Below are 12,909 nucleotides of genomic sequence, written 5' to 3'. Positions count from 1 at the left end.
TTAAGTGGGGGTAGTTCACGTACCGTCTGCTTTGAAGGCTGGCGGTCTTTTTTTGCTTTGAGACTCCAGCGTTCCGCTAGGTGCTTGATATCAGGTCTGATTATACCTCCATGAACAAAATGCACAAAATTCATTTTATTTTCAAAAACTTCACGCTCATCCCGCGGCATGGTAAGGTTGTGATTGAAAACGTTATCAAAAAACAAGGGGGCAAGGGAGAAATGAAGAAAACGAAATGGTGGGGATTGCTCGCCGCAGGGATGATGACACTGGCTTTGGCGGCCTGTGGGGGCAATGAATCGGCGGGGTCGAAATCATCCGGTTCGAACTCTGGCTCATCGGCCTCAAACTATCCGACGAAGCCGATTACGATTGTTGCTCCGTCTGGGGCGGGCGGCGGTTGGGATTTAACGGCCCGCGCGATTACGAAGGTGTTGGATGAGACGGGGCTCGTCAAACAGACCATGACGGTTGAAAACAAACCAGGCGGCGGCGGGGCGGTCTTTATGGCCGAATACGCCACCCAAGATGTGAAAAACGATTACAAACTATTTGTCAACTCCCCGCCAATTATTATCAACAACTTGAAAAAAGAAGGGAACAGCCCGTTTGGCTACAAAGACACGACACCGCTCGCCCAGTTGACGAAGGACTTTGGCGCGATTGTTGTGAAGGCGGATTCGAAATTTCAAACGTTAACCGACTTGCTTAATACCATTAAACAAGATCCGAAATCGGTCACGGTAGCCGGGGGATCGGCGCCAGGTTCGATGGATCATTTAGTCGCGATTTTGCCGATCTATAAGTCGGGCATCGATCCGAAATCAGTCAAGTATGTTTCGTACGATGGCGGCGGGGAAGCGATGGCTGCGCTGCTTGGCGGCAATGCCGATGTGATTGCAACGGATGCCTCTTCTGTTGGCGAATATCTCAAAGCCGGCAAAGTGCGGGTGTTGGCGGTTTCCGCTCCAGAACGCCTCGGCGGAGTGCTGAAAGACGTGCCGACGTTGAAAGAGCTTGGCATTGATGCGGAATTTACGATTTGGCGCGGGGTTTTTGGGCCGAAGCAAATGTCCCGAGAGGCAAAAGCGTTTTGGGAAGAAACATTGAAAAAGTTGTCTGAACACGAGAAGTGGAAAGAAGAACTGCAAAAACAAGGCTGGGCGGCGGAATATCGCAATTCGGACGAATTTACGAAGTTTTTGCAAGAGCAGGAGCAGCAAATCGGCGACCTTCTGAAGTCGCTTGGCATGCATAAATGAAGCAAGGGGGAAGAACATTCTTCCCCTTTTTTGTAAAGAACAGGAGGAAGAACCATGAACAAAACGGCTGATCGTATCGCGGCGGTGGCATTCTTGGCGGTTGGTTCCTTGTTTATGGCGGAAAGCTTGCGCCTATCGAAAAGCGCCTACGGCAGTGCGGTAGGACCGAACGTATTTCCGTTTTTGCTTGGACTTGTTCTGGCATTATTAAGCATCAAGCTGTTGTTTGAAACGAGAGGCTATAAGGATTATAAGGATTCAGTGGGAGAGAAGCCGCCGCGGCAGTACAAAAAGTTTCTCATCATTTTCATTGCTGCTGTTTTCTATGCGACGTTGCTTGAAACGGTTGGGTATGTAATCACGACGTTTCTGTTTCTTGTTATCGGCTTTCAAACGATGGAAAGAGGGGCGCTATGGAAGTCGATCGCCATTGCGGCTGGCTTTTCGCTTGGCGTATATGGCCTTTATGTGAAGCTGCTGCAAGGAACATTGCCAAGCTGGCCGATTTGGTTCCAATGAAGGGAGGGGCATCATGAGCACACTATCGTTTTTGCTTGACGGATTTCAGACAGCGCTTCAGCCGCATAACTTGCTGTTTGCCTTTATCGGGGTGTTGATCGGCACAGCGGTCGGTGTGCTTCCTGGGATTGGCCCGATGAGCGGGGTGGCGTTGCTTATTCCGGTGACGGCGTCGATGACGTCCGGCCTTAGTTCGGAACAGGCGGCAGCCAGTTCGATTATTTTGCTCGCCGGCGTGTATTACGGGGCGATGTATGGCGGTTCGACGACATCGATTTTGTTAAATACGCCTGGGGAATCGTCATCGGTTGTCACAACGCTGGACGGCTATCAAATGGCCCGGCAAGGAAGGGCGGGGGCGGCGCTTGCCATTGCCGCGATCGGTTCCTTTGTCGCCGGAATTGTTTCGCTAATCGGCCTCGTCTTATTGGCCCAACCGTTGTCGAATGTGGCGCTGAAGTTCGGCCCGGCTGAATATTTTTCGCTCATGCTGCTCGGGTTGGCGGCGGTGAGCGGACTGGCTGGCAAATCGATGACGAAAGCATGGATCATGACAGTGTTCGGCTTGTTGCTTTCCACGATTGGGCTCGACAATGTTTCCGGCGTGGCTCGCTTTACGTACGACATTTCCTATTTATATGGAGGTCTCGAGTTTTTAACCGTAGCGGTCGGGCTATTTGCGTTAGGAGAGGTATTCAAGTCCATTCTCCATCATGAGACGAACGACGGGGACATCGCCAAAATCGGGCGCGTGTTGCCGACGAAAGCGGATTTGAAAGAAAGCGCGGGGCCGATCGCCCGTGGGTCGCTGCTCGGTTTTTTCATCGGGGTGCTGCCGGGAGCCGGAGCCACGTTGGCATCGTTTTTCTCCTATATTCTTGAAAAGAAAGTGAGCAAACATCCGGAAAAGTTCGGGCAAGGGACGATCGCCGGTGTGGCGGCGCCGGAGTCGGCGAACAACGGGGCTTCTGGGGGCGCGATGATTCCGCTTTTGACGCTGGGCATTCCTGGTTCAGGGACGACAGCGATCCTCATGGGTGCACTCATTATGTACAACGTCCAGCCAGGTCCACTGTTGTTCGATGAGCATCCAGCTGTCGCCTGGGGATTGATCGCCAGCATGTTTATCGGCAACGTCATGTTGCTCATTCTCAACATGCCGCTCGTCAAAGTGTTCGCGAAAATTATCCAGACGCCGACGAAATATTTGTTGCCGCTTATTATTGCCATTTCCGTGTTCGGTGTGTATGCGGTGCAAGTGACGACGTTTGATGTGTTCCTGTTGCTGGCGTTTGGTCTGCTTGGCTACTGGCTTGCAGAGCACGACTATCCATTGGCACCGCTTGTGTTGGGGCTTGTTCTCGGGCCGATGATCGAAAACAATATGCGCCGGGCGTTGACGGCATCAAACGGGGACTATCTCGTTTTCTTTGAAAAGCCGATTTCGCTCGTCTTGTTGGTCATTGCCTTTTTATGGATTGCCGTGCCGTTTGTCATGAAACTAAGAGGAAAATCGGTCGTCATCAACGAAGATATGTAATAATAGAAAGAAAGACGTTCCGCCTAACAGGCGGACTGTCTTTCTTTATTTGCTGTTTGGGGAGCGAGCCCTATGAAGCTTCAGACACGGTTAATGGTCATTATTTGTTCATTGTTGCTGCTGGTGATCGTGGTTTTAACGTTTTTGTTTCAGCATATGTTTGCGACGACGCTCAAACAACAAATTGGCATGCGAGCGCTAAATGTGGCCGAGACGGTCGCGTCGACTCCGCTCGTGCGCGAGGCGTTCCGCGACCCGAATCCGTCAGTGCGCTTGCAGCCGTTTGCCGAACATATTCGCCGAAAGACAGGGGCGGAGTACGTAGTGATTGGCAACCGTAAGGGAATCCGCTACGCTCACCCACTGCCAGATCGGATTGGAAAGCATATGGTAGGGGGCGACAACGGCGAAGTGCTGAAAGGCAAAGCGATTATTTCCGAGGCGGTCGGTTCGCTTGGTCCGGCGATCCGGGGAAAAGCGCCGATTTTTGATGAAAACGGACATGTGATCGGCATTGTTTCGGTTGGTTTTTTGCTAGAGGATATTCAGCGTACAGTATGGTCGTATCGTATGAAGATGTTTCTCTTCTCCGTTTTTGCCCTCTTTCTCGGAGCGGTGGGTGCAATGGCGATCACCAGCACGGTGAAAAAATCGATTCATGGTCTTGAACCGGAAGAAATCGGTTTGCTCTACCAAGAAAAGCAGGCGATTTTAGAAGCGATTCGCGAAGGAATTGTGGCCATCAATCAAGAGGGAACGATTACAATGGTCAATCAAACCGCGTTGAAGTTGCTTGGGTATGAGAAGGAGCACAGTGTATTGGGAATGCCCATTTTGCGGCTCATTCCCCATTCTCGCTTGCCCGAAGTGATCCGAACAGGGCGGGCGGAATACGATGATGAGATGGTTTTAGGGAGAGAGACCGTCATTGCGAACCGAATTCCGATCAAAGACAAGCAAGGGCGCGTCATTGGAGCGGTATCGACGTTTCGCAACAAATCGGAGCTGTATCGCCTCACAAAAGAGCTGTCCCAGCTCCGGGTGTACGCGGATGCGCTGCGGGCGCAAACACATGAATTTTCCAATAAGCTGTATTTGATCTCTGGGTTGATTCAACTTGAGTCGTATGAAGAAGCGCTTGAGCTTATTACGAAAGAAACGAACTTACAACAAAATATCATTCGTTTTGTCATGAAAGAAATCCCGGATCCGATCATCGGCGGGCTGCTGATTGGCAAGTTCAACCGCGCCCATGAGCTGAAAATCACCTTTGAAATTGATCGGGAAAGCAGTTTTCGCGATGTGCCGCCATGGATCGATCGCGACCATTTGGTGACGATTATCGGGAATTTGTTGGATAACGCCATGGAAGCGGTCCTCCACAACGGAAAAGAAGAGAAACGAGTGACCATTTTTTTGACCGACCTCGGCGATGACTTGATTATTGAGGTCGAGGATAACGGATTAGGCGTTGATCCGGATGTGGCGGAACGGATATACGACCGCGGCTTTTCGACCAAAGCCAACGGCCTCCGTGGGTATGGGCTTGATCTTGTCAAGAAGGCGCTGGCGATGCTTGGTGGGCAAATCACCTACCAGTCGAAACAAGGAGAGGGAACGGTGTTTACCGTCATTATTCCGAAGCGGTCGGGCCGTGCCAACCCATGCTGAAAGAAAGCATTTCCCATAAAAGGCCTCTACACCTTTATGCATCAATATTTCGGAGGGAGGGAAGCAGGGGGGATGATTCGTGTACTTATTATTGAAGACGACCGCCGCATCGCTGAAATTAATCGGCGCTTTGTCGAGAAAGTGAATGGGTATGAAGTGGTCGGCATTGCCACGAACGCCGAAGAGGCAAGGGAATTGACAGAGGTGCTGCAACCCGACGTGTTGTTGCTTGATGTCTATTTTCCGGATATGAACGGCCTCTCTTTTTTAAAATGGGTTCGGGAACGCTTTTCCAATATCGATATTATTATGATCACAGCAGCACGAGAAGTGGATGCCTTGAAACAAGCGCTGCATGGCGGGGTGTTTGATTATATTATCAAGCCGATTATGTTTGATCGATTTGCCGAAACCTTGCATAGATATAAAGAATATTATGATAAAATGCAGCAGTGGATGAAAGAAAAAGAGTGGATCGATCAAGAGGATGTCGACAAACTGATCGGGCGGGAGGCCCCGGTTAGGGATCAGCCTATGCTTCCAAAAGGCATCCAACCGCTAACCCTTGAAAAAGTGCTGATGGTTGTGAAACGGTGTCAAGATGGTGTGACGGCGGAAGAAGTGGGACGGCAAATTGGCACAAGCCGGACGACCGCCCGTCGATATTTAGAATACCTTGTCTCCACGGGACAAGTGCTAGCCGATATTGTCTATGGATCGGTCGGACGTCCAGAGCGGATTTATCGAAAAAAAGTGTAAAAGGCGGGATGTCTGAACAACGTTATACAAGGAACATCGAGCCGACATATGCACAAAGAAAGCGGGGGAAACGTCTTGGCTGTTTTTAGCGGAATTGTATTGCAAGTGATGGTTCCTATGCTGTTGATTGTCGGCTTGGGGGCAGGGTTTCACCGTTTCTTTCGTCTTGACCTCAATACATTATCCAAATTGAACATGTATGTCCTGCTGCCGGCAGTCGCATTCATCAACGTGTACGACAGTGAGTTGAATGGAAAGGTGTTAGCGGCTATCTTAGGGTTTCTTCTGTTGCAAAACGGCGGGCTGATGGTTTTGAGTAGGATCATGGCGAAACTATTCAAACTGGAGCGAAGTATGGCAGCGGTGTTTCAAAATACGGTTGTGCTGAACAATTCTGGCAACTTCGGCATTCCTGTCAGCCAGCTGGTGTTTCACCAACATCCGCTCGGGGCGACGATTCAAATCATCGTGACCATTTTTCAAAACTTCTTGACCAATACATATGGAGTGTATCAGTTCGTGTCAGGAAACGGGAAAAGTGGGAAATGGGCTGCTGAGATATGGAAAAATCCCGTTCTTCACGCGCTGTTGTTCGGTGTGGTCTGCCGATGGCTTCACGTCCCAATCCCATCATTTTTATGGACGCCGCTTCAGCGGGTTGCCGACGCGTTTTTAGCCATCGCCCTCTTTACGTTGGGAGCGCAAATCGCCTACGCCCGTTTTAACGCCTTGCCGCCGCTTGTGTATGCAAGTGTGTTTGGGCGTCTCGTTTTGTCGCCGCTGTTGGCTGCGTCTTTGATCTTTCTATTAGGAATTGATGGAGTGACGGCTCAGGCGTTGCTCATTGCTAGTTCCTATCCGTGCTCGCGCAATACGGCGCTGTATGCACTCGAGTATGACTGCCACCCAGATTACGCCGCCCAGGCGGTGTTGGTGTCGACTTTGTTGAGCGCCATTACCGTTACAGGCGTTGTGTATGCGGCCCGGCTGTTGTTTCCGATCGCTGGATGAAAACGAGGGCAAGCTGTCGTCGACTCCCAATCATGCAAAAATCATGGGGGGATCGACGACAATGTGCTTTCGTGTCAAAACCCTACAGCTTACATTGCAGGTTCAGTTAGAAACAGCTACCATACTTTAATGGCAGGTGCAAGTACATCTTTTGGTGATGAACCAATATCGGCTCTTCACCACAAGTTGTACTTGAGATTTTAAGATAGGTATGCATAGGAAAAATAGAGGGTGCAAAAAATGCGAATGTTCCTGTATGGTAAAGGTGACCAAACCAACCCATTGGAGGAACATTCGCATGTATTCTCCGTTTATCAAAGAACTCATCGATTGACCAGACGTTTTGATTCAAAAGGTGCGAAAACGAAGAAGAACATTGGATTTTCGAACTTTCTCTGACGCTTTAGGATTTCAATCCAAAACTATTGTAAACCGCTTTCATTTGGTTTATAATAAAGCTAAACCGGTTTATGAAAACGCTTTTGAACTAAATCGATTTAGTGTAAGAGAGGGATCCCGATTGAAAAAAGTAACGATGGCTGATGTCGCGAAATTGGCCAACGTTTCGAAAAGCACGGTCTCGCAATACTTGAACAAACGCTATGAATATATGAGCGAGGAAACAAGAAAGCGCATCGCTCAAGCGATTGAGGAACTTGGCTATCAGCCAAACGTCATCGCCCGCAGCTTAAAGCAAAAGACGACAGCGACCATTGGCGTGATTGTGTTCAACATGCTTCATATGTTGACGACGCAAGTGCTGCACGCCATTGAAGAGGAATGCCAAAAGCGCGGGTTTCAAGTCATTGTCTGCAACTCCGGCGATGATCCGGAAAAGGAGAAAAAATATGTTGACATGTTGCTGGCGAAACAAGTGGACGGGCTGATCGTGTTTCCGACAGGGAAAAATGAAGAGGTCTACCGCCGCCTTGTCGAGGAGCGCTTTCCGCTTGTGTTTGTCGACCGGATGGTGCCGGGGGTGGAGGCGGACAGCGTGCTGCTTGATAATGCAGGTGCAGCGGAAATGGCGGTTCAGTATTTCGCTTCCTATGGCTACGACCGGATTGCCATTGTCACCCCGCCGCTTGTCCCTTACAACGTGCCGCGGATGGAACGATTTGAAGGGTTTCGGGCGGCCATGGAGAAAAGGGGATTTGAAGTCGGCGATCAAAACGTCATCGCCGCTGAACCTGCCGCGCTGCCTGGGGAGCTGAAGAAGCGGTTCATGGAATCGGAGCGGCCAAACGCCTTGTTTGCGATTAACGACTTGACGTTAATGGGCGTTTTGCGGTTTGTGAAGGAGACGGGCATCCGTATGCCGGATGAACTGGCGATCATCAATATTGACGATGTGCCGTTTGCCGATATTTATACACCGGCGTTGACGACGATCGCCCAGCCAACGTTTGCGATGGGAAAAAAAGCGGCGGAGCGTGTGTTTGAACAAATGGATTCGAATCATGCCGACAGCCCGCGCGTGTTTCGTTTCTCCCCGGTGTTGATGGAAAGGACAGCGATCAGACGGGAGAAGGCATGAGGAAGGGAGGAGAAACGATGGCGATTCATGGGGACGTCGTCATTGGGATTGATATTGGAACGACAAGTACGAAAGCGGTCGTGTTTGACGAGCAGGGGAGGGTGCTGGCCTCTCATGCGATCGACTATCCGATCATCCAGCCGCACCCGGGGTTTGCGGAGCAGGATCCGGAAGAGCTGTTTGCCGCGGTCATTCAAGCGGTCGGAGCGGTGACGATCCGCCACGGCATCCGCCCAGAGCAGGTGAAAGCGATGGGCTTGAGCGCGGCGATGCACTCGATCATGGCGCTTGACGGATCCGGGCGGCCGCTTACCCGCCTCATGATCTGGGCTGACAACCGAAGCGTCGCCCAAGCGGAGCGGCTGTTGAAAGAACAGAACGGGCTTGATATTTATCGGCGGACGGGGACACCGATCCACCCGATGTCGCCGCTATCGAAATTGCTTTGGCTCAAGGAGGAGCAGCCGAACGTATTTCAGCAAACGCACCGGTTTGTGTCGGTGAAAGACTATGTGCTATATCGTCTGTACGGTGATTACGTCGCTGACCATTCGATGGCATCGGCGACTGGTTTATTCCGGTTGGACACGCTCGATTGGGACGAGGAGGCGCTCGCCCTTGTCGGCATCCGCCGCGACCAGCTGCCGCGGCTCGTTCCCGCCACTCATGTCATGACCGGGATGAAAAGAGAATGGGCGGAAAAAATGGGAGTCGCTCCGGATGTGCCTGTTGTCGTCGGAGCAAGCGACGGCGTGCTCGCCAATGTCGGTGTCGGCGCGGTGCTTCCGGGGGAAGCAGCGATTACAATCGGGACGAGCGGGGCGGTGCGGACGATTGCGGCAAAACCGACGACCGATGAAAAAGGGCGGACGTTTTGTTATGCGTTGACGCCCGGCTATTGGGTCGTCGGCGGACCGACGAACAACGGCGGCATTTTGCTTCGCTGGCTGCGCGACGAGTTCGGCGCCCACGAGCGGGAAGTGGCGAAAAAGCTCGGCATCGATCCGTATGACTTGTTGACGAAATACGCGGAACGCGTCCCGCCGGGGGCGGAAGGGCTTGTGTTTTTGCCGTTTTTGTCGGGCGAGCGGGCGCCGTACTGGAATGCGAACGCGCGTGGGACGTTTTTTGGCCTTGGCCTTCATCATAAGCGCGAGCATTTCATCCGCGCTGTCATGGAAGGCGTCTGCTTCAGCATCCTATCCGTCGCCTTGGCCATTCGCGATGCAACCGGGCCGATGTCAGAAATCCGCGTCTCGGGCGGATTTGCCAAATCGCCGTTTTGGCGGCAAATGCTTGCCGATATGCTCGGCAAACCGCTCATCGTGCCGCAGACGCACGAGGCGTCGGCGCTGGGGGCGGCTGCGGTGGCGCTTTACGCGTTAGGCGAGCTGCCGTCGCTGGAAACGGTGAAAACGTGGATCGACACAACGGCCCGCCATGAGCCGAAGGAAGAACATACGCTCATTTACGCTGAACTGTTTGATTTGTATGCCCGCTTGTATGAGCGATTGAAAGAGGAATTTGACATCATCGCTGCGTTTCAGCGGCGGAGTGGGTAAAGGGAGGAAGACTAAATCGATTTAGCTGGCTATGATCGGGCGCTAAATCGATTTAGCTCTTTCCTTCAAAGATCTGAAAACGTTTGCTTTGTTCACTAAATCGATTTATCTCAAAGATAAAGGGGGAGCTTGTGATGGAAATCGCCATTGTTGTTGCTGCTATTATCGTGTTATTATTGCTCATTACTATGGCGAAAATGCATCCGTTTGTCGCACTCATTTTAGTGTCCGTCGGCGTCGGACTGGCGATGGGCATGCCGCTTATCGCGCCGTCTCCGGAAACGCCGGGCATCATTGACTCGATCAAGGCGGGGCTTGGCAACACGCTCGGCTTTTTGGCGATCGTCTTGGCGCTCGGGACGATGCTCGGCAAAATGATGGCCGAATCGGGCGGCGCTGAGCGCATTGCGAAAACGTTGATCGACCGCTTTGGCCAAAAACGCGTCCACTGGGCAATGATGGTCGTCGCGTTTTTAGTTGGGATTCCAGTCTTTTTCCAAGTGGGGTTTGTATTGCTCATTCCGCTCGTCTTTACGATCGCGATGGAAACGGGCATTTCACTTGTGACGATCGGCATTCCGCTTGTCGCTGGTTTGTCTGTCGTGCATGGGCTTGTCCCGCCGCACCCAGCCGCGATGGCGGCAGTCGGCATTTTTAAGGCGGATGTCGGAAAAACGATTCTTTACTCGATCATCGTCGGCTTGCCGACCGCCATTATTGCCGGTCCGCTGTATGGCAAATGGATCGGTTCGCGCCTGCACAAAACAGTGCCGGCGGAGATTGCCGAACAGCTTGTGCAGCATAAAGAAGCACGTGAGCTTCCTGGCTTTGGCAATACGCTGTTCACGATTTTGCTTCCGGTCATTTTGATGTTGATTGCCTCTGTGGCAAACGTGACGCTTGATCAAAAGTCAGAAGCGGCGAAAGTGTTGCGCTTTATCGGCGACCCGATTGTTGCGCTCTTGATCGCGACGGTTTATTCGTTCTTCAGCTTAGGCTACGCCCGCGGCTTCAACCGCGACGCTGTCTTGAAATTTGCCAACGACTGCCTCGGCCCGGTCGCGAACATCCTGCTTGTCATCGGGGCGGGCGGCGCATTCAACAAAGTGCTGCTTGATTCCGGCATCGGCGAACAAATCGCGGAAGTGGCGAAACACTCGCACTTCTCTCCGCTCCTGTTAGGCTGGGGCATTGCGGCGCTCATTCGCGTAGCGACGGGATCGGCGACCGTCTCGATGATGACCGCTGCCGGCATCGTTGCCCCCATCGCGGCTACCATGCCGGGAACGAATATGGAACTGCTTGTCTTGGCGACCGGCGCGGGTTCGTTGATCTTGTCGCACGTCAATGACTCCGGCTTCTGGATGATCAAAGAATATTTCGGCATGACGGTGAAAGAAACGCTCATGACATGGACAGTCATGGAAACGATTATTTCGGTGGTGGCGTTTGTCTTCATTTTGTTATTGAATATGGTTCTCTAGCCTTTTCCAGGCAAGACGCTCGTTTTTAGAAGAACGGGCGTCTTATTTTTATATGTCCTTTTGTTATATTTTATATTATAATTATGTAATAAAAAATGACATAAGGAGTGACGCCTGTTGATTTTTGCGAGACGTGCGGAACGAAAAATAAAGCGCGAACTGGATCAGCCTCGACGTGAGGAAACGCAGGGAGGACCGCAACAAATTGCAAGGCAAATTGTTGTGGCGGTTGATCAGCTCAAAGCAGCGATGGAACAGATGAAGATGGCGGCACTTTCGCTGAATGACATTTCCGATTCAAGCCGGAATAGTGCGGCAGAGCTGATGGACCATAGCGAGAAAACGGTGGAGTATACGGAAAAAGTGGCGAACAAAATGCGAACAATCGAGGAGGCGGCTAGGGAAATCGCTGCATCTTCGCGTGATATGTATGCGAGCAGCCAGCAGTTTTCCGAACATTGGCTGCATTCATGGAATTCATTGGAGACGTTGCAAAAAGAAATTCGAACACTGCGCTCCCACCATGAAACGTTATTGGAACAAATGGACCATCTCGTTCATCATTCGCGACGCATCAATGAAATTATATCAGCGATCGGCGAGATTTCGCAGAAAACGAAAATTTTGTCGCTCAATGCCAATATTGAGGCGGCTCGTGCGGGAGAACATGGGCGCGGGTTTGCGGTCGTCGCGCGCGAAATCGGCATGCTGGCGAGCCAAACGTCCGAAGCCGTCCAGCAAACGCAAGACATTTTGTCGCTCATTCAACGCGAAATCGCAGCGACGACCGATATCGTTCGCGAAGAAACAAAGCAAATCGATGTCGAAGAAAAAGAGATGGAAGCGATTATGGCGTTCCTTCATTCGTTGCAGCGGCAGCTGAATGATATGACGGACCTCGTCTCCTCTTCTGTCCAGTCGGCGTCTGGACAGTCGGACAGCGTGAAAGAAATCGCCGGCCTGCTTGAAGAAATCGTGCAATTGAGCCGGGAAAATCAACGGTTTGTCGAGCGAGTGACTGCGGATATGAACGAACAGCACGAGAGCGTCGGACAGATTTTACGCATTAACGAAGCGTTGCAAAAGACAGCGGAGGAGCTGCAACAAACGGTCGGGCGTGATTGGATGAGGGAAACGATTTCTGTAGATGATGCGGTGGTGAAAAACACGATTCATAAATTATCGGCTTTGCTTCAGTCAGCTCCGTTGGAACAAATGGATGAGGCCATGCACCGACGAGTATTGGACCGATTTTTATCCGAGAACGGAGAAATTGAGGCCGTCTGGTCGAATCGTCTTGATGGGGCGTTTGTCTATTCGAACCCGCCAGCCGGATTGGTCAACGCCAAAGTCCGGTCGTGGTTTCAGGAAGCCAGCGGAGGAACAGTGTACGTTTCCGATCCGTATGTATCGGCATTGACGAAACATCTTTGCGTCACGGTGTCCGCTCCCATTACGGATCATAACGGTCAAATTGTCGGAGTCATCGGAGCGGATTTGGCGCTTTCGAAATGAAAGACGCCCCAAAAAGGCGCATGTGTGCCTGATATTATCCCTCTAGTGT

General features: G+C 51.6%; 10 protein-coding genes. All 10 read left to right on the top strand.

The annotated features are described in order from the left end of the window. Window positions 1–221 precede the first annotated feature (221 nt). Window positions 222–1,262: a tripartite tricarboxylate transporter substrate binding protein gene (locus tag DI44_RS06975; protein ID WP_025039006.1), complete on the top strand. Its 1,041-nt coding sequence runs from the start codon at window positions 222–224 to the stop codon at window positions 1,260–1,262. Window positions 1,263–1,316: 54 nt separating this feature from the next. After that, window positions 1,317–1,781: a tripartite tricarboxylate transporter TctB family protein gene (locus DI44_RS06980; protein WP_020279064.1), complete on the top strand. Its 465-nt coding sequence runs from the start codon at window positions 1,317–1,319 to the stop codon at window positions 1,779–1,781. Window positions 1,782–1,794: 13 nt separating this feature from the next. After that, entirely contained in the window at window positions 1,795–3,321 is a 1,527-nt protein-coding gene (locus DI44_RS06985; RefSeq protein ID WP_033025570.1) for a tripartite tricarboxylate transporter permease, read from the top strand. Between the two features lie 72 nt (window positions 3,322–3,393). Then, window positions 3,394–4,992: a sensor histidine kinase gene (locus DI44_RS06990; protein WP_033025569.1), complete on the top strand. Its 1,599-nt coding sequence runs from the start codon at window positions 3,394–3,396 to the stop codon at window positions 4,990–4,992. Window positions 4,993–5,064: 72 nt separating this feature from the next. Further along, window positions 5,065–5,751 (top strand): response regulator, encoded by a 687-nt coding sequence (locus DI44_RS06995; protein ID WP_021321534.1) that lies wholly within the window; start codon window positions 5,065–5,067, stop codon window positions 5,749–5,751. A gap of 75 nt (window positions 5,752–5,826) precedes the next feature. Further along, window positions 5,827–6,762, top strand: a complete 936-nt coding sequence (locus DI44_RS07000) for an AEC family transporter (RefSeq protein ID WP_033025572.1) — start codon at window positions 5,827–5,829, stop codon at window positions 6,760–6,762. A gap of 520 nt (window positions 6,763–7,282) precedes the next feature. Continuing rightward, window positions 7,283–8,299, top strand: coding sequence for a LacI family DNA-binding transcriptional regulator (locus DI44_RS07005; RefSeq protein ID WP_033025567.1), 1,017 nt, complete (start codon window positions 7,283–7,285; stop codon window positions 8,297–8,299). Window positions 8,300–8,316: 17 nt separating this feature from the next. Beyond that, window positions 8,317–9,861, top strand: a complete 1,545-nt coding sequence (gntK, locus tag DI44_RS07010; protein ID WP_033025566.1) for a gluconokinase — start codon at window positions 8,317–8,319, stop codon at window positions 9,859–9,861. Between the two features lie 134 nt (window positions 9,862–9,995). Beyond that, the gene (locus DI44_RS07015) at window positions 9,996–11,345 is read left to right on the top strand and encodes a GntP family permease (protein WP_020960061.1); all 1,350 of its coding nucleotides are present in this window, start codon (window positions 9,996–9,998) and stop codon (window positions 11,343–11,345) included. 117 nt (window positions 11,346–11,462) lie between these two features. Beyond that, window positions 11,463–12,860, top strand: coding sequence for a methyl-accepting chemotaxis protein (locus DI44_RS07020; RefSeq protein ID WP_033025565.1), 1,398 nt, complete (start codon window positions 11,463–11,465; stop codon window positions 12,858–12,860). Window positions 12,861–12,909 lie beyond the last annotated feature (49 nt).

The organism is Geobacillus sp. CAMR5420 (assembly GCF_000691465.1).
Taxonomy (GTDB): domain Bacteria; phylum Bacillota; class Bacilli; order Bacillales; family Anoxybacillaceae; genus Geobacillus; species Geobacillus thermoleovorans.
The sequence above is the reverse complement of the archived record's forward strand: the minus strand, read 5'-3'. Positions and strand labels throughout refer to the sequence as shown.

Bases quoted from the DNA above. Each gene is read 5' to 3' on its own strand.
- DI44_RS06975 (WP_025039006.1), top strand. From the start codon at position 222: ATGAAGAAAACGAAATGGTGGGGATTGCTCGCCGCAGGGATGATGACA.
- DI44_RS06980 (WP_020279064.1), top strand. From the start codon at position 1,317: ATGAACAAAACGGCTGATCGTATCGCGGCGGTGGCATTCTTGGCGGTT.
- DI44_RS06985 (WP_033025570.1), top strand. From the start codon at position 1,795: ATGAGCACACTATCGTTTTTGCTTGACGGATTTCAGACAGCGCTTCAG.
- DI44_RS06990 (WP_033025569.1), top strand. From the start codon at position 3,394: ATGAAGCTTCAGACACGGTTAATGGTCATTATTTGTTCATTGTTGCTG.
- DI44_RS06995 (WP_021321534.1), top strand. From the start codon at position 5,065: ATGATTCGTGTACTTATTATTGAAGACGACCGCCGCATCGCTGAAATT.
- gntK (WP_033025566.1), top strand. From the start codon at position 8,317: ATGGCGATTCATGGGGACGTCGTCATTGGGATTGATATTGGAACGACA.
- DI44_RS07015 (WP_020960061.1), top strand. From the start codon at position 9,996: ATGGAAATCGCCATTGTTGTTGCTGCTATTATCGTGTTATTATTGCTC.